The organism is Roseiconus nitratireducens, from assembly GCF_008629675.1.
GTDB classification, from domain to species: Bacteria; Planctomycetota; Planctomycetia; order Pirellulales; family Pirellulaceae; genus Stieleria; species Stieleria nitratireducens.
The window spans coordinates 128,326-149,733 of record NZ_VWOX01000016.1; the positions used below are offsets into that span (position 1 = coordinate 128,326).

The 21,408-nt window shown below is 59.7% G+C and carries 16 protein-coding genes and 1 tRNA gene; 13 read left to right on the forward strand and 4 right to left on the reverse strand.

The window, feature by feature from the left end:
• Positions 1-18: 18 nt before the first annotated feature.
• The 3 genes from dapA (at position 19) to FYK55_RS23050 (ending at position 3,644) form a co-directional block, all read left to right on the forward strand.
• Entirely contained in the window at positions 19-924 is a 906-nt protein-coding gene (gene dapA / locus FYK55_RS23040) for a 4-hydroxy-tetrahydrodipicolinate synthase (RefSeq protein ID WP_150078975.1), read from the forward strand.
• A 659-nt stretch (positions 925-1,583) separates the two neighbouring features.
• On the forward strand, positions 1,584-2,963 hold the full coding sequence (locus FYK55_RS23045) for a lactate utilization protein B (protein ID WP_235908919.1): 1,380 nt from the start codon (positions 1,584-1,586) through the stop codon (positions 2,961-2,963).
• 60 nt (positions 2,964-3,023) lie between these two features.
• Complete coding sequence (locus FYK55_RS23050) at positions 3,024-3,644, forward strand: LutC/YkgG family protein (protein ID WP_150078977.1); 621 nt, start codon at positions 3,024-3,026, stop codon at positions 3,642-3,644.
• A gap of 528 nt (positions 3,645-4,172) precedes the next feature.
• Here FYK55_RS23050 and FYK55_RS23055 read toward each other — a convergent pair.
• A complete protein-coding gene (locus FYK55_RS23055; RefSeq protein ID WP_150078978.1) occupies positions 4,173-5,207 on the reverse strand; it encodes an aldose epimerase family protein in 1,035 nt (344 codons plus the stop codon).
• Positions 5,208-5,346: 139 nt separating this feature from the next.
• On the opposite strand from FYK55_RS23055, the gene FYK55_RS23060 reads away from it, so the two are divergent.
• The 5 genes from FYK55_RS23060 (at position 5,347) to FYK55_RS23080 (ending at position 11,325) form a co-directional block, all read left to right on the forward strand.
• Positions 5,347-6,462, forward strand: coding sequence for a tRNA dihydrouridine synthase (locus FYK55_RS23060; RefSeq protein WP_390621762.1), 1,116 nt, complete (start codon positions 5,347-5,349; stop codon positions 6,460-6,462).
• 256 nt (positions 6,463-6,718) lie between these two features.
• Positions 6,719-7,993 carry a lactate racemase domain-containing protein gene (locus FYK55_RS23065; protein WP_150078980.1) on the forward strand — a complete coding sequence of 425 codons (1,275 nt, stop codon included), beginning with the start codon at positions 6,719-6,721 and terminating at the stop codon, positions 7,991-7,993.
• Positions 7,994-8,660: 667 nt separating this feature from the next.
• On the forward strand, positions 8,661-9,137 hold the full coding sequence (gene rimI / locus FYK55_RS23070; protein WP_150078996.1) for a ribosomal protein S18-alanine N-acetyltransferase: 477 nt from the start codon (positions 8,661-8,663) through the stop codon (positions 9,135-9,137).
• Positions 9,138-9,243: 106 nt separating this feature from the next.
• Complete coding sequence (locus FYK55_RS23075; RefSeq protein WP_150078981.1) at positions 9,244-10,347, forward strand: exonuclease domain-containing protein; 1,104 nt, start codon at positions 9,244-9,246, stop codon at positions 10,345-10,347.
• A 27-nt stretch (positions 10,348-10,374) separates the two neighbouring features.
• Entirely contained in the window at positions 10,375-11,325 is a 951-nt protein-coding gene (locus FYK55_RS23080; RefSeq protein WP_150078982.1) for a carbohydrate kinase family protein, read from the forward strand.
• Positions 11,326-11,524: 199 nt separating this feature from the next.
• On the opposite strand, the gene FYK55_RS23085 is transcribed toward FYK55_RS23080, so the two are convergent.
• Positions 11,525-11,851, reverse strand: coding sequence for a DUF6793 family protein (locus FYK55_RS23085; protein ID WP_150078983.1), 327 nt, complete (start codon positions 11,849-11,851; stop codon positions 11,525-11,527).
• 113 nt (positions 11,852-11,964) lie between these two features.
• Positions 11,965-12,138, reverse strand: coding sequence for a hypothetical protein (locus tag FYK55_RS29235; protein ID WP_161604697.1), 174 nt, complete (start codon positions 12,136-12,138; stop codon positions 11,965-11,967).
• A 456-nt stretch (positions 12,139-12,594) separates the two neighbouring features.
• Between FYK55_RS29235 and FYK55_RS23090 the strand changes: the two genes are divergently transcribed.
• A tRNA-Asp gene (locus FYK55_RS23090) sits at positions 12,595-12,668 on the forward strand.
• 647 nt (positions 12,669-13,315) lie between these two features.
• Here the strand turns inward: FYK55_RS23090 and FYK55_RS23095 are convergent.
• Positions 13,316-16,741 (reverse strand): choice-of-anchor I family protein, encoded by a 3,426-nt coding sequence (locus FYK55_RS23095; RefSeq protein ID WP_161604698.1) that lies wholly within the window; start codon positions 16,739-16,741, stop codon positions 13,316-13,318.
• A 620-nt stretch (positions 16,742-17,361) separates the two neighbouring features.
• On the opposite strand from FYK55_RS23095, the gene pstS reads away from it, so the two are divergent.
• The 4 genes from pstS to pstB all read left to right on the forward strand — a co-directional run bounded on the left by pstS (position 17,362) and on the right by pstB (position 21,212).
• Entirely contained in the window at positions 17,362-18,417 is a 1,056-nt protein-coding gene (gene pstS, locus FYK55_RS23100) for a phosphate ABC transporter substrate-binding protein PstS (RefSeq protein WP_235908921.1), read from the forward strand.
• A 58-nt stretch (positions 18,418-18,475) separates the two neighbouring features.
• Positions 18,476-19,462, forward strand: coding sequence for a phosphate ABC transporter permease subunit PstC (gene pstC, locus FYK55_RS23105; protein WP_150078985.1), 987 nt, complete (start codon positions 18,476-18,478; stop codon positions 19,460-19,462).
• Complete coding sequence (pstA, locus tag FYK55_RS23110; protein WP_150078986.1) at positions 19,459-20,379, forward strand: phosphate ABC transporter permease PstA; 921 nt, start codon at positions 19,459-19,461, stop codon at positions 20,377-20,379. Before pstC ends, pstA begins: the two co-directional genes overlap by 4 nt.
• An 80-nt stretch (positions 20,380-20,459) precedes the next feature.
• Entirely contained in the window at positions 20,460-21,212 is a 753-nt protein-coding gene (pstB, locus tag FYK55_RS23115; RefSeq protein ID WP_201743787.1) for a phosphate ABC transporter ATP-binding protein PstB, read from the forward strand.
• Positions 21,213-21,408 lie beyond the last annotated feature (196 nt).

Below are 21,408 nucleotides of genomic sequence, written 5' to 3' on the forward strand. Positions count from 1 at the left end.
TGAGAATAGGAATTCAGCATGCCTGACCGCCGTGGATCCGATTTTGCCGGGCTGTCCGTCGCCATCGTGACCCCGCTGGCGGACGGAAAAGTCGACTATGGCCGGCTGAAGGAACAGATCGAGTTCCAGATCGAAGCCGGCACTCGTTGTCTGGTGCCCGTTGGCACGACCGGTGAATCCCCGACGCTGACGCACGACGAACACGAACGGGTGATCGCGGAAACGATTCAATGTGTTGCGGGACGGGCCAAAGTAATGGCCGGGACCGGCAGCAATAGCACCGCGGAGGCGCTTCGCCTAACCAAGCGCGCCGCTGACGAAGGGGCCGATGCGACGTTGCAGGTCGCTCCCTATTACAACAAACCGACTCAAGAAGGCTTTTATCAGCACTTCAAGGCGATCGCCGAGGCCGTCGACATCCCCGTTTGCATTTACAACATTCCCGGTCGGACCGCGAAGGAAATCGACGTGTCGACGATCCAGCGTCTGGCGGATTTGCCGGGGATCACGATGGTCAAGGAAGCGACCGGAAAGCTGGATCAATGTTCGGCGATCGTCGGCACCACCGACCTGACCGTGCTCAGCGGCGATGATTCGCTGACGCTACCGATGATGAGTGTGGGAGCCGAGGGAGTGGTCTCGGTGGCGGGAAACCTGGTTCCGGGCGATTTGATCGCGCTGGTTCAGGCTGCGGCCGCGGGCGACTACGAAGAAGCGCGGCGGTGGCACCACAAGTTGTTCTCGTTGTGCGCCAACATGCTCGGCTTGGCGACCAACCCGATCCCGGTCAAAGCGGCCATGCGGATGGTGGGACGCGATACGGGAGAATTGAGGTTGCCGATGACGCCGCTGGATTCCGAGTCGGAACAAAAGCTGATGCAAACGCTCCAGGACTACGGCCTTTTGGACACCGCGTCGGTGTAGCGTTTCCGTCATCGGGCCCCTGGTTCCAAGGCTCCGGCCTTGGAACCGGCTGCACGGCAGGCTCGGCCTGCCCCACACCCTCGAATGAGTTGGCGGAGCCAACAAAACAGTGCGTTCCCAGGTGGGAGCCTGGGAACGAGATTCGTCCCTGGTTCCAAGGCTCCGGCCTTGGCACCGGCTGCATCGCAGGCTCTGCCTGCCCCTCACGCTCGAATGAGTTGGCGGAGCCAACAAGACAGTACGTTCCCAGGCGGGAGCCTGGGAACGAGATCCGTCCCTGGTTCCAAGGCTCCGGCCTTGGAACCGGCTGCATCGCAGGCTCTGCCTACGCCCCCTCATGTTCGAATGAGTTGGCGGCGCCAACAAGACAGTGCGTTCCCAGGCGGGGGCCTGGGAACGAGATTCGTCCCTGGTTCCAAGGCTCCAGCCTTGGAACCGGCTGCATCGCAGGCTCTGCCTGCCCCTCATGTTCGAATGAGTTGGCGGAGCCAACAAAACAGTGCGTTCCTCGGCGGGAGTCTGGGAACGAGAACTGCCCCTCTGTTGCGAAGGTTGATCTCGCCGGCGCGGTTTTTGCGCCCTGTTGCGACGTGCGTTTGGTGACGGTCAGCTACAATAGATTCCACTGATCCGAACCAGCTATCCCGATGTCCGCCACGATGCTTCCGATTGTTGATCACCCCGACGCCGCCAAACCGTTTGTCAACGATCCGAACCGTTCCCGATGGCATGATCAAGCGTTGTGGTTTGTCCGCAGCAAACGCGACAAGCAAGCGCATTCGATCCCCGAATGGGAATATCTCCGTGATTGTGCCTCGCGGATCAAAACGCACACGATCGCAAATCTGGCCGGCTACCTGGAAGAATTTGAAAAAAATGCCACCGCTCGGGGGGCGACGGTGCACTGGGCACGCGATGCCGAACACCACAATGAGATCGTTCTAAACATCCTTCGTCAGCACCACACGCATCGGATTGTCAAAAGCAAGTCGATGTTGACCGAGGAGTGTGGTCTGAACCACTACCTGGAAGCCAACGACGTCGAAGTCGTGGACACCGACTTGGGGGAACGCATCGTTCAGCTACGTGGCGAGACGCCCAGCCACATTGTGTTGCCCGCGATTCACATCAAGAAGGAAGAGGTCGGTGACACGTTCCACCAGCACCTGGGGACCGACGACGGGGCTTCCGATCCCAGCTACCTGACCGAAGCGGCCCGCAGTCACCTGCGCGATAAATTCTTGGCCGGCGAAGTCGGCATCACCGGAGTGAACTTTGCGATCGCTGAAACCGGCGGCATCGTGGTTTGCACCAACGAAGGAAACGCCGATCTTGGTATTTCACTGCCCAAGGTGCACATCGCCTGCATGGGGATTGAGAAACTGATTCCGCGGCAACGTGACCTGGGCGTGTTCACGCGACTGCTGGCTCGTGCTGCGACCGGCCAACCGATCACCAGTTACACGTCTCACTTCTACGGTCCACGCGACGCTGACAGCGAACTGCACATCGTGTTGGTCGACAATGGCCGGACGCGTCTGCGTGAGAGCGAACAGTTTCGCGCGTCGATGCATTGCATCCGCTGTGGATCGTGCATGAACACCTGCCCGGTCTATCGCCGGAGTGGAGGACACAGCTACCGCGCGACCGTGCCGGGACCGATCGGCAGTGTCCTGTCGCCAACCCGCGACGCGGAGTCCTACAAGAGTTTGCCGTACGCGTGCAGTTTGTGCGGCTCTTGCACGGATGTTTGCCCGGTCAAGATTCCGCTGCATCATCAACTGCTCGCCTGGAGGGGCGAGTTGGTGGGCAAGAAACTGTTGCCCTGGTCGAAACGAATGTCAATGACGATGGCTTCGCGGATTTTTCAGTCGCCGCGCTTGTTCAATTTCACCGGGTCGGTCGGCAGGACCGCGCTGCGAGTGTTGCCGCGGTGGATGACGCACAATCGGTTCAACAAATGGACGGTCGCACGTGACCTGCCAGAACCGCCCAAAGAGACTTTTCACGATTGGTATCGACGTCACCGATCGAAGTAGTCCTGTTTTCCCGCGGCGGGAAATGTTGCCGCCTGGATGTTGTTCTTAGAACCTGATTGCATGAACCAACCCCTCGAAGCTGACACGACCGCGCGGCGAGCGATCCTGGATCGTTTGAACACTCGAACCATTTCTGCGCCACCCCTTCCGGACGTGGATCCGTCGCAGGTGATCACGTACGACGATCCGGTCCAAGAGTTCCTGGACAAGCTGTCTTTGGTGGGCGGTGAAGCGACGTTCGTCGATGCGGCCCCGCAGGCTGAGGAAGTCTTGCGCCAGATTCCGGTGTTCCGCGAGGCCAAGCGAGTTGTCTCGGTTTTCCCCGAAGCGGTACCGGGCACGATGTCCACCGATGGGATCGACGATCCGCATGCATTCGCGACGATTGACTGGATGATCGCCCGCGGCGAATTCATGGTTGCGGAGAATGGAGCAATTTGGATTGACGGAAACACGCTGCCGCATCGCGTGCTGCTATTCATTGCGCAGTACCTGGCCATCATCGTGTCGCAGTCGCAAATCGTCTCCAACATGCACCAGGCCTACGACCGGATCGAGAATTACGACGGACGCTACGGGGTATTTGTTTCCGGGCCGAGCAAGACGGCGGATATCGAACAATCGTTGGTGCTAGGTGCCCACGGTTGCCGCAAGCTGCAAGTGATCATCGTTCGCGATTGACTCCGCACCGACGCCTGCTTCACCCCTTCGCTGGGTTGGAGAGCGCCGCCAACCGGTAGCCACGCTCGCCAGAGCGTGGACAGTGCCAACCAGTAGCCACGCTCGCCAGAGCGTGGACGGGGCAGCTATCCGGTAGCGTGGACAATGCAGCCTGGCGACGGTCGCCACCTGCACATCGGCGATTGGACCTGCAATGTCGACCAGGCAACGGCAGCGCGAATGGGCGCAACTTTCACGGAGTGAAAGGCGACGATTGACGATCAACGCGCTGCTAGCTGGACAGCGCCACTTTCAATCAAAACACCGTGATTTGCAGTGCCATAAGCGGCAAGGCGCTAGCCGCCGGTTGAGTCGAGAAAACCCTCGGCGAGCGCCACGCGGCTGACCCAACATAGCGCTGTCCAGCAACACATTGTCTGAAAACGAGTCGCTACGCTCACCAGAGCGTGGCTTTCCGCCGCGATCACGGCCAGTTTTCAGACCATGGCCTAGCACCCACGGATCATCAGGTGGTTCGCTCGAAAGCCACTACTGAACGTCAAAGCGGTGGACGGTCGTTTCTTCCAGCGTCTGTCCGGGTTTCAACAGGGTGCTGGGGAAGTCCGGCTTGTTCGGCGCGTCGGGGTAGTGTTGGGTCTCCAGGCAAAAAGCCTCGTGGGATCCAAACCCTCCCGTTTCCGGTCCGCCGCCAAGGTGATTGGCCGTGTACAGCTGAATGCCGGGCTGAGTCGTTTCGATGTCCAGGATTCGTCCGGAGTCTGGGTCGATGACGGTGGCGGCGGTTCGCAGGTCCCCCGGCTCGCCGCGGACGACGTAGCAATGGTCGTAGCCTTTGGTGGCCGGCAGTTCCTCCAAGCGTTTTCCCAGTGTGGTCGGAGTCCGGAAATCCAGCGGGGTGCCCTCGACATCGTTCAGCTTTCCGGTCGGAATCAGGTCGCCGTCGACGTCCAAATACTGGTCGGCATGGATCGTCGCGACGTGGTCCATCGCCGTGCCCGAGCCGGCGCCGCCCAGGTTCCAATAGCTGTGATTGGTCAGGTTGATGTGGGTCGGCTGATCGGTGGTCGCGGTGTAGCGAATGGTCAGTTCGTCGGCGTCGTTCCAGCTGTAATCGGTGATCACGCTGACGGTGCCTGGGAACCCGTTGTCACCGTCGGGGCTGACGTGCGAGAATCGGACACCCACCTTATCGGGGCCCTCGTACGGTTCGGCGGACCAGATCTGGTAGGAAAAATTCTGCTTGCCCCCGTGCAGTTGGTGTTTTCCGTGGTTGACCACCAAGGGATACTCAACACCATCGATCGTGAACTTGGCGTTTCCGATGCGGTTGCAGAAGCGACCGACGGTGCTGCCAAAATACGGGTGCCCGTCGACGTACGGTTGCAACGAGTCGAAACACAGATTGACGTTGGCAAGCTTTCCGTCACGGTCGGGAACTTCGACCTCCAGCAGCGTGGCGCCAAAATTCATCACGCTGACGCGATGACCGTGCGAGTTGACGAGGGTGTATCGCGTGATCGGCTGGTCGGCGACGGTGCCGAACGGAGCGGTTTCGATCTTCATGGAGGATGGCTCTGGCGGGTTCGCGAGACAGATTGGTGTGACGCAATACAGTGCGACAAACGAGATCAGAAGACAGCGCACGATCATGACAAGTCGGTTTGTGGATCGGGAGGGGGGATTGAAAACGCGAGGAAATCAATTGCCGTTTGATACAGCACCGGCCGACGTGGCCGATTCGCAGAACCCAGGAGCTGAGACGCTTGCCGGGGAGCAGCTTTCGATCGGGAATGTGCCGATCGGGTTTCCGGTGGTCCAGGCGGCGCTGAGCGGTTACAGCGACCTGCCGATGCGGGTGATCGCACGGCGGCATGGTGCCAGTTATACCGTTTGCGAAGTGATGTTGGATCAATTTTTGCTCGCTCTGAACGAACGGAAAAAAACCAAACACTTTCTGGACATTCACCCCGACGAACATCCGGTGGGCGGCCAACTGATGGGGGCCGAACCGGAACAGTTCTCGCTCGGAGCATTGAAGCTGGTGGAGGCCGGATTTGACGTCATCGACGTGAACTTCGGGTGCCCGGTCAAGAAGGTGCTCGGCCGTTGCCGCGGCGGATTTCATCTGTCGCAACCCGACGTGGCAATCGAGATCCTGCGGCGGACGCGCGACGTCGTTCCGGACCATTTGCCGGTGACCGTCAAGATGCGCCGCGGGATCGATGATTCCGAGCAATCTCGCGATGCCTTCTTTCAAATCCTGGACGGGGCGATCGACGCGGGGCTGGCCGCCGCGACCGTCCACGGACGCACCGTGCAGCAGCGGTACGTTGGCCCCAGTCGCTGGCAGTTCCTGGCGGAGGTCAAGCGGCATGTCGGCGACGCGCTGCGCATTCTTGGCAGCGGAGATCTTTTTTCGGCCGAAGACTGCTTCGCGATGATGCGTCAAACGGGAGTCGACGGGGTCACCGTCGCCCGCGGGGCGATCGGGAATCCTTGGATCTTCTCTCAAGCACGCGCCCTGGCCGCCGGTCAGCCCTTGCCGGCGCCGCCCGGACTTTTCGAGCAGGCGGACGTGATGCGCGAGCACTTTTCTTTGTGCGAAGCGACCTACACCGCGCAGCGAGCGCCGCTGCTGATGCGGAAATTCGCGATCAAGTACAGCCAGTCGCACCCGGAACACGAGACGGCACGGTTGGGATTTGCGAGAATGCGTTCTCGAGAGGATTTTGAACGCGTGCTGCAGGAACACTACAGCGTGGACCGTCCCGGTCGAATGATTCCCCGTGATTGTCACGGCAGCCAGGAAGAAGGATGATTCACTTCACCCTCCCGGTCGCGGAGGAGCTTGCGACGACGCGGGGAGGGCATATTGCATGCGACTGGTTTTGATTGGTCGTGGAAGACACCCTCCCCGGAGCCTCGTTCCTCGCCTCCGATCCTCCCGCTCGCGGAAGGGTGAATCCGGTGCTCGAGTGTTTGCACTTGTGTATCCGCCCATCTCCTCCCTGCGGGTGAAGAACGTCAGGCACGTTCCTCCTTGATTCCTCATCACACAGACTGCGTTTGACCCGATGACCACGTATTTCGAAACCGGAAGCGAAACCACCTCCCTGACTGCGGAGGATCTCAAGGGAGCCCTGGAAACGACGTTCCAAAAGCTGGGAACACCGGAAAAGGCACTGCTGTTGCCGCCGGATCACACTCGGATTTTTAGCCGTGCCGGCGAAATCACGTCCCTGTGTTATCAACTGCTTGGCGATCGCGTCACCGACATCATGCCGGCGCTGGGGACGCACAGCCCGATGAAGCCGGAGCAACTGGCCCACATGTTTCCCGGTGTGCCGTTGGACTTGTTTCGTCCGCACCGCTGGCGGGACGACGTGGTGACGCTGGGGACGGTGTCACGTGAGTACGTCGCGGAGGTCACCGGTGGGGTCTACGATCGACCGTGGCAGGCGCAGGTCAACCGCATGCTGCGCGACGGCGGCCACGATTTGATTTTCTCGATCGGCCAAGTGGTGCCGCACGAGGTGATCGGGATGGCCAACTACAACAAGAACGTGTTCGTGGGCACGGGCGGTTCGGAAGGCATCAACGAGAGCCACTACTTGAGTGCCGTGTACGGGATCGAGCAAACTTTGGGGCGCGCGGATACGCCGTTGCGTCAGATCCTCAATCACGCCCAAGACAGCTTTTGTGACGGGATGCCCATCGTCTACGCGTTGACCGTCATCCAGCAGATGCCCGACGGAGCTCTCCACACGCGTGGGCTGTACATCGGCGATGACCACGAAACGTTTTACAAGGCGGCCGATCTGGCGCGGCGCGTGAACATCACCCAACTGGAAAAGCCCCCGCAACACGTCGTGGCGTACTTGGATCCGTCCGAGTTCAAGAGCACGTGGTTGGGCAACAAAGCGATCTATCGCACGCGTCTGGCGATCGCCGACGGCGGCAGGCTGACGATCCTCGCCCCGGCGGTGGAAGAGTTTGGGGAGGATGCTGAGATCGATCGCCTGATTCGAAAGTATGGCTACCGGACCAAACGCGAGATCGTTCAGTTGGTTGCCGAGAATGAAGACCTGTCTGCCAATTATTCCGCGGCGGCGCACCTGGTCCATGGTTCTCATGAAAATCGGTTTGAGGTGGTCTACGCGGCTGGCAAATTGTCGGCCGAGGAGATCACCTCGGTGGGCTATTCGTATGGCGATTTGGACGCGTTGATGAAACGGTATCCGATCGAAACGTTGCATGACGGCTGGCACACCGACGCGGACGGATCGGAGTTCTATTTCATCCGGAATCCCGCGTTGGGCCTTTGGCAAGCGGATCTCGGCAACCAATAGCCAGCGATTGCCACCCACCTGGTTCCAAGGCTCCCGCCTTGGAACCCACTGCAACGCAGGCTCCGCCTGCCGTCCCTGCCATGAACGTAGATTTTGTGGTGAGAGGCGCGGCAGAGCCGCGGAGACATTGCGTTCCCGGGCGGGAGCCCGGGAACGAGGATGTCGGACCTTGCAGCGTCTCCCCTGGTACCAAGGCTCCCGCCTTGGAACCGGCTGCAATGCAGGCTCCGCCTGCCGTCCCTGCCATGAGCGTAGATTTTGTGGTGAGAGGCGCGGCAGAGCCGCGAAGACATTGCGTTCCCGGGCGGGAGCCCGGGAACGAGGCGGGTGGACCTTGCAGCGCCTCCCCTGGTACCAAGGCTCCCGCCTTGGAACCGGCTGCAACGCAGGCTCCGCCTGCCGGCCCTGCCACGAGCGCCGATCTCGCTGGTCAAAGCCTCCATCCTGCCCCGAAGCTTCACAATCTGTCTTGGTCCAGCCGGCGACGTCTGCTATTTTCGCCCGACACGGCACACGGCTGAGTCAACGGCGGTGTTTTGCCTGTTGAATTGATCATTAATTGGACCAGACCGTCTCTGCGTTGACGGGGTCGGGTTTCGTCTCGCTGGAAAGGAGTCCGGAAGTGGAACAGGCCAAAGAATCCCCCGCGTGCGTGCACATTCGCTGGATGATTCGCCGCGACATGCCCTCGGTGCTCGGAATTGAGCAGAATTGCTTCGAATTCGCTTGGACCGAAGAGGACTTTATCCGGTGTTTGCGGCAGCGGAATTGCATCGGAATGGTCGCCGAGAAAGACGACGAGATTGTCGGCTTCATGATCTACGAATTGCACAAGAACCGGTTGCACATTCTGAATTTCGCCGTGCACGGTGATCACCGTCGCAGCGGCGTCGGCCAGGCGATGTGCAGCAAGCTGTTCGGCAAGCTGTCGCACGAGCGTCGCAACCGAATCATGCTGGAAGTTCGCGAAACGAATCTGGAAGCCCAGCTGTTCTTCAAGTCGCTCGGATTCCGTGCGATCAGCGTGTTGCGAGATTTCTACGACGACACGGTGGAAGACGCGTATCTGATGCAGTTTCGCTATCAACCCAGCATCGCTGAAATCTCGCAGCCGAATAATCGCATCACGCGGATGGCGGGCTGAATCGGATGGCGGGGGAGCCCGGAAGCGCTTGATCTCGGGCCGGGCCTCACCCGCAAGACGCGATTCGACGCTACGCAGTCGCCCCAAGAATGCTTAGAATTCGCACATGGAATTCTTGGCAAACTTCACTGCGATTGATTTCGAAACCGCGAACCATCGGCGTGACAGTGCCTGCCAGCTGGCGGCGGTCGTGGTTCGTGACGGCAAAATCGCCGACAAACGGATGTGGATGATTCGTCCCGATCCGTTTTTCTTTTCTCCCGGCAACATCCGGATTCACGGGATCAAGCCCGCGGATGTTCAGCGCGAAGCGACCTTTGGCGACCTTTGGTCGGAGATCGCCGATTTTGTCGCCGGCGACTGTCTGATCGCTCACAACGCGCCGTTCGACGTCGGTGTGCTGATGGGTTGCCTGCAGCGGCACGAGTGCGAGATCCCCGAGTTGCATTTTTCCTGCACGCGGCTGATCGCGCGGGAGACCTGGCCCGACCGACGTCGTTTCGGTCTGAAACCGCTGGCGCAATGGCTGGGAGTGGATTTCAGGCATCACGATGCGCTGGAGGATTCGATCGCCTGCGCGAAAGTTTTGCTGGCCGCCGGCATTGCCCGTTCGGCCGAATCGATCGAAGACTTGGAGGAAAAGCTGCGCATCGTCCGCGGGAAAGCCGGTCCGTGGGGAGTCAGCCAGGCGGGACGGCGATCCAAACGCCGTGCCAAGCGACCGGCCGAGAAAACACGTCCGGGCGTTCCCCGCCGAACGCTTCGTCGCGGTGGCGGACTGCCGCTTCCCCTGCCGATCAACCCGTTCGATGAACAGGCCATGATCCGAGAGGGTGCCGGGGTGTATCGGGCGGCAGCGGGACCGACGGAGTCCGGCGGCCAGGGCCCTGGCACGAGCTCGTTTGAACAGGGCCAATGGCAACGGCTGGTCGTGCGTGCCGAATTCATCCAGCCGCTCCGCGGAAAATGCATCGTGTTCCAGGGCCGATTCAATTCGATGACGTCCGAACAGCTGATCGAGTTGACGCGGCGTGGCGGCGGGCAGTTCCAGCAGCGGATAGATGATCGCACCAATTGTCTGGTGATCGGATGCGAAATGACCGCTTCCACCGAAGCCGTAACGCGGTCGGCCGAGATGCAAATCTTGAGCGAGGCGGATTTCTTGCGGCTGGTCGGTTATCGGGATCCGGTCGCCCCCAGCCATCCCTGATGAAAATGTCCGGACGTAGCCATTCCCATGCAGCAGCCGTGTGACGTCGTCGGGATCGGAGTGACGGTCTGGGACAGTTTGTTCCTGATCGACCGTCGTCCCGAGTGCGGCGAGGTCGTTCGTGCTTCGGAACGCATGGAATCATTTGGCGGCGGTGTGGCGGTGGCTGTTGCCACGGCCGCTCGACTAGGCACCACGGCTGCGATGATTGATTCACTCGGTACCGATACCGCCGGGGACCACATCCTGGGCCAGCTGCATCGAGAGGGCGTCGAGACGCAAGACGTCCAACGAATTCCGGGGGCCAGCAGTTCGGTGGCGTCGATCTGGTCCGAACGTGCCACCGGCGAACGGACCATTGTGTTTTCTCCCGGTACTGCCGCGGACCGACTCGAGTGGAACGAATCAATCCAACAGCGGGTGCGCCATGCCAAAGTCTTGCATCTAAACGGGCGGCATCTGCCGGCCTGCATCCAGGCGGCGGCGACGGCACGTTCCTGTTCGGTGCCGGTTTCGTTCGACGGCGGGGCTTATCGGCATCGACCGGAAATCCTGCCGCTGTTGGCCGCATCCGACTGGGTGATCGTCGCCCGCCAGTTCGCGCAGCAGCACTTTCGTTATCGACGCAACCTTTCGGCCGAGAATCTTTCGGCGGCCGATTTGGCCAGTTTCTTGCTTGCGGATCTGAACTGCGAAATTGTCGGTGTCACCAGCGGGCCCGAAGGCAGTGCCCTGATTCGAAAAGGTGGCCACCCGATCCACCAGCCCGCCATTGGGGTCGAGCGGGCCGTCGATACGACGGGCTGCGGGGATACTTACCACGGAGCCTTCTTGCATGGCTACCTGCGGACCGGTGACTTGTCACCGGCGGCGCGCACGGCCGCAGAAGTTTCCGGCGCCAACGCTCAGCATTTGGGGGCGCTGGCATTCCAGCTTGGACAGAACGCTGCGAACCCCGAGTCGTCCTCCGGAGGCTAACCGGACAGCGTCCTTTGGTTGAGCCGCGCGGCGCTAGCTAGCCGCGGGTTTTCTCGCATCCACCGGCGGCAAGCGCCTTGCCGCTCATCGCACTTCAAATCACGGTGTTTCTGACTGAAAGTGGCGCTGCCGAGCGAAGCCGCTGAACACAGATGCTGAACACAGATGCGGAGCGATCGCCGAGATCGGCGAATCCGCTTCACCAGCCCATCACCATGTTGGATTCGATCATTTTCCGGGCCTGATCGAGGTCGCTTCCTGTTTCCATCCGGTACAGGCGAATGGCGTTGACCTTGTCTCCGGCGGACCGGTTCAGGCATTCGCGTGCGACGGCGCAGGGGTCCATCTTCGTGTTGGTCAGCCCCAGGGCGCCTTTGCTGATCACCCAGGTGTCCCGGGGGCGTTTTGTCAGGCGAACGACGTCGTCGTGCGGGTAGGCATCGTGGACGACTTCCCGCGCGGCCTGTTCGTCATCTGCCCAGGTGATGATGATGTGGGAATCGGTTTCGATTTCGAACAGAGGCATGTCACGGGTCCCCCGAAATGCGTTCAGGAGCTTTTGGGCGGTGGTTTCTAAAGTGCCGACCGTAGCGGTCGGATGCGATCGAGCGTGTGGGATGTTCTACGCAGTGGTAACAGTTATCGGTTCAGATTGCCGCCCTTCAAGCACAAAAAACCGAATGCGACGCAGCAACCCGCCACAATTCCCCAGTGCATTTCATTGAACCGGTTCGTGTATTGGATCAGCTCGTTGATGACATCACTGATCAAGCCGCCAATCAGGCCGATCGTGGAAGGGAGTGGAATATTCATGGCCAGCTGCGAGGCATGCTTGAGAAATTGTCCAAAAAACCTTGTCCGCGCGAACGGGGGGCCCGACTCCGGCGGCCGTCAATCGGCCAGCCATCGTGTTCGCGTGCGACCCGGCTTCCCGGCAGGGGGGCCGGAGATCATGGGTCGGGCGAACCGTCGCACCCTGATGGCAGGCGGTCGAAGGCCGCAGGCAACGCTGCAGAGCGACGATTCTCCCATCGCTTGAACGCTACGTCTGAGTTGGACGACCGAGAAGTATTTTCGGCATTTCAGGGAAAATCTTGGCAGCCGCGCCGCCGTGATCCATCGGTCAAACGGAGCAAGCGAAAAAATCGTTAGCGGCGTGCTAAAGATTCGTGGTGCTTTGAACCGAACCATGCTCTTGCGGCGGGAATCGTCATCGATATAATCCCGCTCACCAATGACGAGGAGACGTCGAAAAACGTTTCCAAATCAGGCGCGGTAGCTCAATTGGTTAGAGCCCCGGACTGTCGATCCGGAGGTTGCGGGTTCGAGTCCCGTCCGCGTCGCTTCTCTAAACTCAGCCGAATCAACAGCTTGCGTTGGTCTCGCCCTTGAAGCTCTGCAGGTGAATCGCCAGTCGATTCCATTTCGCCACCAAGTCATCACGAAGGCCCGCTCCCGACTGTCGCCAGCCAGAGCGGGTTTTTTCGTGCGCTGATGGCGTTGAATCGCGTGTTGGTTGACGCTCGGGTCGGCTAAAGCCTCCACACCAGCGCCGGGAGTGCTGGTGTGGAGGCTTTAGCCGACTTGGACGTGCTGGCTGACCGGAAGAGACTGATGCACCAATAAGGTGCGCAATCGCAAAATCATCGGGAGCAAAGACCTCGGTCAACCCCCGATAAAGCGCAGCGTCCCCAATAGATTCTGCTGTCGACGCCTTTTCCTTCACTTGGCGGAGGAAGAGACTGCTCTTTGTGAAGTCTACAAAGGTCTCGCTACGTTCGTTCTACGTAGTGATTGTGGCAAACTGGTCATGCCTTCTAAGGTCCCGACGTTGCGCGTCGACTTGAAGGGCGCCACGTGCTCTGCAGCGACGCTGGCGAGGATCGAGCGTTTCGAGCGTTGCCCGAAACGTGGACCGATGCTCGCCAGGGATTGGCTTACCGACGTCTGGCGACGGCAGCGACGGATTCTGGCCGTCTTCGATTGGCGTTTAGACGACCAGGTCGCCTTCGGACGCCTTCACCTTTTTCAGGCGATCACCTAAGCCGCTGAAGTAGACGTCGGCGTCCTGCTCGCCCTTCAGGTCATCTTTCTCCTCGTCGTCGACGGCCGTCAAGCCGAACACGTCCAGCGAATCGGATTGCCAATCCGCGAAGACCTGGTTGACGTCATCTTCGAGCAGTCCGCCGATCAGCACATCGTTGTCCTGCTTGCCGTCCAGTTTGTCCCGGCCGGTTCCCCCGATCAGGATGTCACTGAGCCGGCCACCCTTGAGCATGTCGTCGTCGGCACCGCCGTCCAGCAAGTTCTTGCCTCCGCCGCCATGCAACTGGTCGTTCCCGGCTCCACCGAACAGCATCGTGTCGATCTTCACCTTCTGGTCGACCTTGATCTGGTCGTCTCCGCCTTCACCGTGGATGACAATCAGGCTGACGCCGGAATACATCTCAGCCAATTCGTCGCCGTCGTCGCTGGCAATGATCAACTCGATCTCGCCACCCTTCCGATCCTTGACCGTGATCTCATCATCGTCCGCCGTGCCGAACACTTCCAGCACGCCGTCGTTGAAGAACGTCCCTCCAATCTGGAACACGCTGACGGTGCCGCTGACTTCGTTGGAGGACAGCAGCAGCGGTGCGCCGTTGGGACTGTCAGCAGCCGGAATGAATTTCAGGTCTTCGACGCCCAGGTCACCGGCGGTGCCGGATTCCGGGTCGCCGCTGAAATCGCGGTTGTTGATGTACTGCTGGAACACCGGCGCGGTCGGGTCGGTCACGTCGTAGACCATGATCCCGCCGATCCGCTCCAATCCGACAAAGGCCAACGTGCGTCCGTTCACCACGCCGGTCGTGATCGCTTCGGGTTCGGGTCCCTTCGCGTCACTGCGGGTTTCGGGTTCGTTGTCGTCGTTGCTGGCGTTGAAATTGTCCGGGTAGGCCGCCGCCGTGATTTGTTCAAACTGGTCGCCGGAATCAAAAACCAGGTTGCCGTCGGCATCCCAGATGCTGAAGCTGCGGGCACCGTAAGCAAACAGCTGGTCGTAGTCACCGTCGCCGTCAATGTCGCCGTCGATGGTGGACACTCCCAGCCGACCCAGGTTCTCGTCTTCCTGCAACTCCGCTGCATTGGGGAACGCCGTCGGGTCCAGCGTCAGGTCCTTGATGCGTTCATCTTCACCGCGATCGTCTCCTTCATTCGCCGTCGCAAAATAGGTGACGCCCGCAATTTCGAACGACGTCACGGCATCGGGCATGTACATCCCAAACACGGGCCAGTTGGCAATGTTGATGGCGTCATCCCGGTCGCTAGCGTCCAGGCCGAAACCGGGAATGCTGTGGTCCTTCACGCCCAGCGGTTGGATGTCGGTGATCACTCCGCTGGCAATGTCCAAGACCGCGAATGCGTTCGCCTCCTGCAGCGTCACGCGGGCTGTCAAGCCGTCGGGCGAGACGGAGATGTATTCCGGTTCCAAATCGTTCGCCAATTCAACCCCGGGGAAGACACGGATCCCGGCCTCACGGGCGGCTTCGGAGGTGTCGACACTGATCTCCCAGAGGGCGTCATTGCCGGAGCTGGGGTGTTGGATTGCAACCAGGAATTTGTTCGGATCGTTGGTGGCAATGAATCCGGTCGGTTCGGCACCGGCCACGCCCAGGCTGGCGAAGCGGGCCATCGATTCGGCGACCCCGTCCTTGTCAGCGTCGACGACTCTCCAGACGTCGCCCGGGCTGTTGTCTTCGATCACGTAAACATTGCCGGCCGCGTCGGTGGCAATGTTGTCGGGGTTGCGAAGCGCGCTGCCGACCGGCGAACCGGTCTCAGAATCCAGCGTGTCCCGGTTGGCAAACGGTTGCACCATCGCGGTCGTCGGCGAGGTCAGCTCGATCGAGTAGACGGTGTTCTCGCTGGTCGTTGTCAAGTACAGCGTGTTGCCGATGATGCCTAGGTCCTCAGGGCGTCCGTACGGCGTGGCTCCGACCTCGTTGGCAACCGCCTGGCCGCCGCGTGAGGTGTCATCGCTGGGACCGTAAGTGGCCGGATCGGCGGTGGTGGAAGCGAGTTTGTTTCCGACCGCGTCGGTGATCGGAATCCAAGTGGCCGTTCCGGTACGGGTGGCTGTCTGGTTGGCCGCCGAGTCCCAGTTCTCCGCGGCGACTCCGCCGCTGGCGGCGAAGTCGTCGATGCTGAGCACGAAGGTTTGGCCGGTTCCCAGGTCTCCCGGCGTTTCGGGGACGTACTTGTAGATCGATCCGCTGTTGCGTTCGTCGATGAAGTACAGGTTTCCATCGTCATCAAACTTCAGGCCTTCGTGGGCCACGCCGGGCAGGGGCAGCCAGCGGACTTGCGGCGTCTCGCCGGGTTCCATCAGCGGGTTGAGCCATTCGAAGATGCGTCCGGATCCAGACCATTCTTCTGCCACCAGGACGGTCCCGTTGGGAGTCCACTCGGCGGGATCGAAGCCGCCGTAGTCCCCGAGCGTGGCATTGGCGACGGCCGGATCGCCGCTGGCAGCGGCCGTATTCCACGCGTCGCGGTCGGTCACGAAAGTCCCCGTGTTGTCGCCGGTCATCGCGGCGACGAAGTCACCGGTCAGCGTGTCGTAGCGAGTCAGTCCGGCTCCCTGGCCGACTTCGTGGGGGATGAAGACGAATTGGTTGCTGGGATCCAGCGCGACCATGTCCCAGTTGCCAAAGGTGGCCGCAAAGTCCGGATCCAGGTTCGCCGTTTCGCGGTCGACGATCTCGTGTTGGGAGAAGCCCGCTGGAAGCAAGAACGGCTCATTGTTTTCATCAGTGGGAACGCTGGCCGACTGGTCCAGCAGATCTGCCAATGCCAGTCCATCGAACGTCGCGGTCTGGACCGTCGCGGACAATACTCCGCCGCTGACGTCAATGATGCTGACGGATCCTTCCGGATCGACGCCGTCGTCAGGTTCACCTTCGTTGGCAACCAGAACTTTGTTGCCGTCTGGTGTGAACGTCACCATGTCGGGCAACGCGCCGACGGTGACCGAGTTCAAATAGGAACCATCGGTACCAAAGAAGACCACCACTCCTGGGTCGGTGACCGGATCGCTTTCAACGGCAACGGCGACCAGGCCGTTCGAGACGGCCACGCTATTCGGGCCGTTTCCGTAACTGGACAAGTCGATCGAGTCGACTTGGACCGGCTGGGTCGGATCGCTGAGATCAAGAACACCAAGACTGTTTTGGTTCGCGTTGGTAAAGAAGGCTCGTTGCGATTGAGCGTCGTAAGCCACAATCTCGGCGGCACCTTCGTCAAAAACGCCTGTCTCAAAGGTGCCGATCGCTGTCAATTCGGCCGCAAGAAGTTGACGCGAATCTAGTTTCTCAACTCGGGGGTTTCTAATTTGTGTTCGTCGTTTCTTGGAACGCAGGTCAAATCGTTTGCGCACGATCAATTCCTTTCCTACTTGCCTTGCTTGGAGACGTTGACTTTCAACATCGTGTAAGGCGGCGGATTGTATGGATCGACACCGAACTCGAAATGTTCGAAACGTTAAAATCCAAAGTTTGTGCCCAGAGGTTTTATGGCCTGTGAAGTTCTGAAAAATCCATGATGTGAAGCGCGTAAACAATGATGAATTGACGCGTCAATTGTGATGGTTTGATGAGTGATTGCGTCGTTTCTTCAGGCGTGGTTTGATGCTTCTTTGAACGATGGCAATGTTGGCTGGACATCTTGCGCCGCCATGAGAGCATTCAGTTCGGCGGGGTCTCCACGTTCTGGCGAACGTGGCTACATCGACACCTCCCGTAGCTGCCGTCGCCAGACGGCGGAAGGTTTGCATTGACGCGTCTCGTAGCTGCCGTCGCCAGACGGCGAATCACGACAGGAAATCATTGCGGCGTGCCCGCTTGGCGGTCGCCCGTCGCACCGAATGAAGAAACCATGAAGCTTGCGCAAATCATTGCGTTTCAATGCCTTATGTAATTGTGCGGAGTTGGGCAGCGGGAATAATCCGAGACAGTTTCTTGTCGTGCACTCTTGGATTTGGAGTTCTCAATGCCTCGGATGATTTGTGTTGCACTCACTTGCACGACGCTGTGCTTGGCGGGATGCAAGTCGGAATCGACATCTCCGACGACATCAACTGGATCGTCTGGAAGTTCGGGCGGGACGGTCAAACTGACCGGATCGGGCGCCAGTTTCCCGTTCCCGCTGTATGACCGCTGGTTCAAAGAATTCAGCGCCGCCCATGACGATGTGATGGTGGATTACCAGGCCAAGGGAAGCGGGGCCGGCATCAAAGACTTCATCAACGGGACCACGGATTTTGGCGCCAGCGATGCGGCGATGAAGGACGAGGAGATCGCACAGGTCGCGAAGGGCGTTCAACTGCTTCCGATGACCGCGGGCGAAGTGGTCCTGGCCTACAACTTGGATGGCGTGGACGACCTGAAGCTGACCCGCGACGCGTACGTGGGCATCTTGCTCGGGAAAGTCTCCAAGTGGAATGATCCGGTCATCGCAAAGTCGAACTCGGGTGTCGATCTTCCCAACTTGGACATCACCGTGGTGCGCCGCGCCGACAGCAGCGGAACGACCTTCGTCTTTACCAAGCACTTGAGCGAGATCAGCAAAGAGTGGGCGGACGGACCCGGGACCGGCAAGACGGTCGTTTGGCCCGAGAGCGACAAGTTCATTGCATCGCCGAAAAACGATGGTGTTACCGCGACCATCAAGCAAACCCCGGGAGCGATCGGGTACATCGAGTACGGCTACGCAAAACTGACCAATCTGTCGATGGCGAGCTTGGAGAACAAATCCGGAAGCTTCATCAAACCGTCGTTGGAAAGCGGGCAAGCAGCGCTCGCCAAGGTCGAAATGCCGGAAGACTTGCGTGCCTGGTTGCCGGATCCGGAAGGTGAGCAGGCCTACCCGATTGTCACCTACACGTGGCTGCTTTGCTACAAGAAGTATGACGATCCGACGAAGGCGGAAGCGCTCAAGGAACTGGTCAGGTATTGCCTGACGGAAGGTCAAAAGGTCAGCGACGAAATGGGTTACGTTCCGTTGCCTGAGAACGTCGTGGAGCGAGTGACCAAAGCGTTGGACAACATTCAGTAAAGGCAAATCGGACGGTGCCTGTCTGCGATGGCGGGCGACGTCCTTTGAGGGATCGTAGATGGCGACGACGTTGGACGGGACGGGCTGGGAAGAATCCGACGCTTCCGTTGCGTCTCCGCCGTCCACGGTCGATGTCGCCTGGGACCGGTCCTTTCGTGCGCTGACCTATCTGTTCTCCTGGCTGACGATTTTGTTGGTCCTGTACATCTTGTACGAGATCGGCGGAAAAGCGATGCCTGCGGTTCAGACCTATGGTGTTGACTTCATCACCGGCACGACTTGGGACGCAAACGAAGAACAGTTTGGCGTATTGCCGGAGATCTGGGGCACACTTTACAGTTCTCTGCTGGCCCTGTTGGTCGGCGGCTTCTTCGGCGTGTCGATCGCAATCTTTTTGACGCAGGATTTCCTGCCCACGAAGCTGGAGATCGTGTTCAAAAACATCGTCGAGCTTTTGGCGGCGATTCCGAGCGTGGTGTACGGGCTGTGGGGGATCTACGTGGTCATCCCCGCGATTCGACCGTGGGCGAACTGGGTGCACGAACATTTGGGGTGGATCCCGATCTTTGGAACATCGCTCAGCGGTCCTGGAATGCTTCCGGCGGCGCTGGTGCTGTCGATCATGATTCTTCCGACCATTTCGGCCGTCTCGCGGGACGCCATCAGCGCGGTGCCACGCAAAATCAAGGAAGCCGCATTTGGCCTTGGGGCGACACGGTGGGAGGCGATTCTGGGGGTGATTCTTCCCACTTCCGCCACGGGGATCTTCGGAGCCTTGGTGCTGGGGTTCGGCCGGGCATTGGGCGAGACGATGGCCTTGGCCATGCTGGTCGGCAACGCCAATCGCATCAGTCTTTCGTTGTTCTCGCCCGCCAACACGCTTGCGGCGCTGTTGGCGAACAACTTTCCCGAAGCCGGTCAGGCGGAAGAGCAGGTGTTGATGTATGCCGCGTTGATTCTGATGGCGATCACCTTGATGGTGAATCTGTTGGGGACCGCCATCATGAATCGAGCGACGAAGCGATTGTCGGGGGTGGCGAAATGACCGAACAAGAGGTCGAGATCACCGAAGCGTTCGTCGACATCGATTTTCCGGAACTGGACCGGTCCTTGCGGCATCCGCGAACGCTGCTCAGTGCGATCCTGAGTTGCATGACCGCGTTGGTCACCGTGTTGGCATGCATTCCACTGTTCTCGGTGCTGTTCATGTTGGCGTACCGGGGCGGGAAGCGTTTGAGCATCAGCCTGTTCACGGAAACGCCGCCTCCGGCATTTGCCAGCGGAGGCGGATTCGGAAATGCGGTCGTCGGCACATTGGTGATGGTCGGGATTGCCGCTTTGATCAGCGTTCCGGTCGGCATCCTGGCGGCGGTCTTTTTGGCCGAGTTCGGTCCGGAGAGCAAAACCGCTTCGGCCGTGCGGTTCTGTGCAAAGCTTTTGACCGGTTTCCCATCAATATTGGCGGGAGTGTTTGCGTACGCGGCCGTGGTTTTGGTCACCGGAACCTATTCGGCTCCGGCCGGCGGCGTCGCCCTGTCCATCTTGATGTTGCCAATCGTGCTGCTGACGGCCGAAGAAGCTTTGAAGATGGTGCCGCACAAAATGAAAGAAGCGGCCGTTGGGATGGGAGCGACGCAAACGCAAGTCGTTTGGAAGGTGGTGGTGCCAACCGCGTTTCCAGGAATGCTGACCGGAGTGATGCTGGCGGTGGCTCGGGCGTCGGGCGAAACCGCACCGCTACTTTTCACGGCACTGAACAGCAATTACTGGATCGTCCAAAACGGCGAGGTTGCGCTCATGGAGCCTACCGCTTCGTTGGCGGTTCTGATTTTTAATTTTTCCGGGGTTCCCTTCGAGAACCAAATCGAACTGGCTTGGGCAGCCGCTCTGGTGTTGGTGATGCTTGTTCTCGTCATCAATCTGTGTGGCCAGTGGTTGTCCCGAAGTCGGGTGGAAAGGTAATACGAATGATTGAAACAGCAAGCAGTCTCACTGCAAACCCAGCCGCAACCGCGGGCGGCACCGGCGTCGTCATTGATTGCATGATCAATGAACTGTTCTATGGAAGCTTTCGCGCGGTCCGCGACACGCACATTCCGATCTTGAAAGGCAAGATCACCGCTTTTATCGGACCGTCGGGGTGCGGAAAGAGCACGGCGCTTCGATGTCTGAACCGCATGAACGACCTGGTGCGAGGGTTTCGCTTCAACGGGCATGTTCATTTTCGCGGAAAGGACATCTATCACCCCAATGTCGATCCAGTCGCGGTTCGACGCTACATCGGCATGGTTTTCCAGCAACCGAATCCATTCGCGATGAGCATCTACAACAACGTCGCCTTTGGGCTGCGTCTCAATCGCGTCAAGGATGATGTTCCGGAGCGTGTCGAGAACGCGTTGCGTGGTGCCGCATTATGGGATGAAGTGAAAGACAAGCTGAAAGCGAGCGGACTCTCGCTTTCCGGCGGTCAGCAACAACGTCTCTGCATCGCCCGTGCGATCGCGACCGAACCGTCCGTGCTGTTGATGGACGAACCGTGTTCGGCCCTGGATCCGATCGCGACCCGACGGATCGAGGAGCTGATGGTGGAGCTCAAGAAGAAGTACACGATCGCGGTCGTCACGCACAACCTGCAGCAAGCACAGCGGGTTGCTGACAAAACCGCGTTCATGTACGTCGACACGGATGGCGGAGCACGCACCGGTTATCTTGTTGAATACGAGGATACGGATCGGCTATTCGAAGACCCGCAAGAACTGCACACGAAGCAATACATCAGCGGCGAGTTCAGTTGAGTTCAGAGAAAACGTGCGTCGCCGCCATCGCTCCGTAGCTGCCGTCACGCGGTCGCTGCCAGTGCTGCGTCGCTGCCGTCGCCAGACGGCGGGATGCCATCCTCTAACAATCGTCCCGCTCTGCTCCTGTGGGGCAATCCTGCAGTGCGGCGTCCATCGATCAATGTCTTGCGTTCTCTGCTTCACCCTCCCGCTC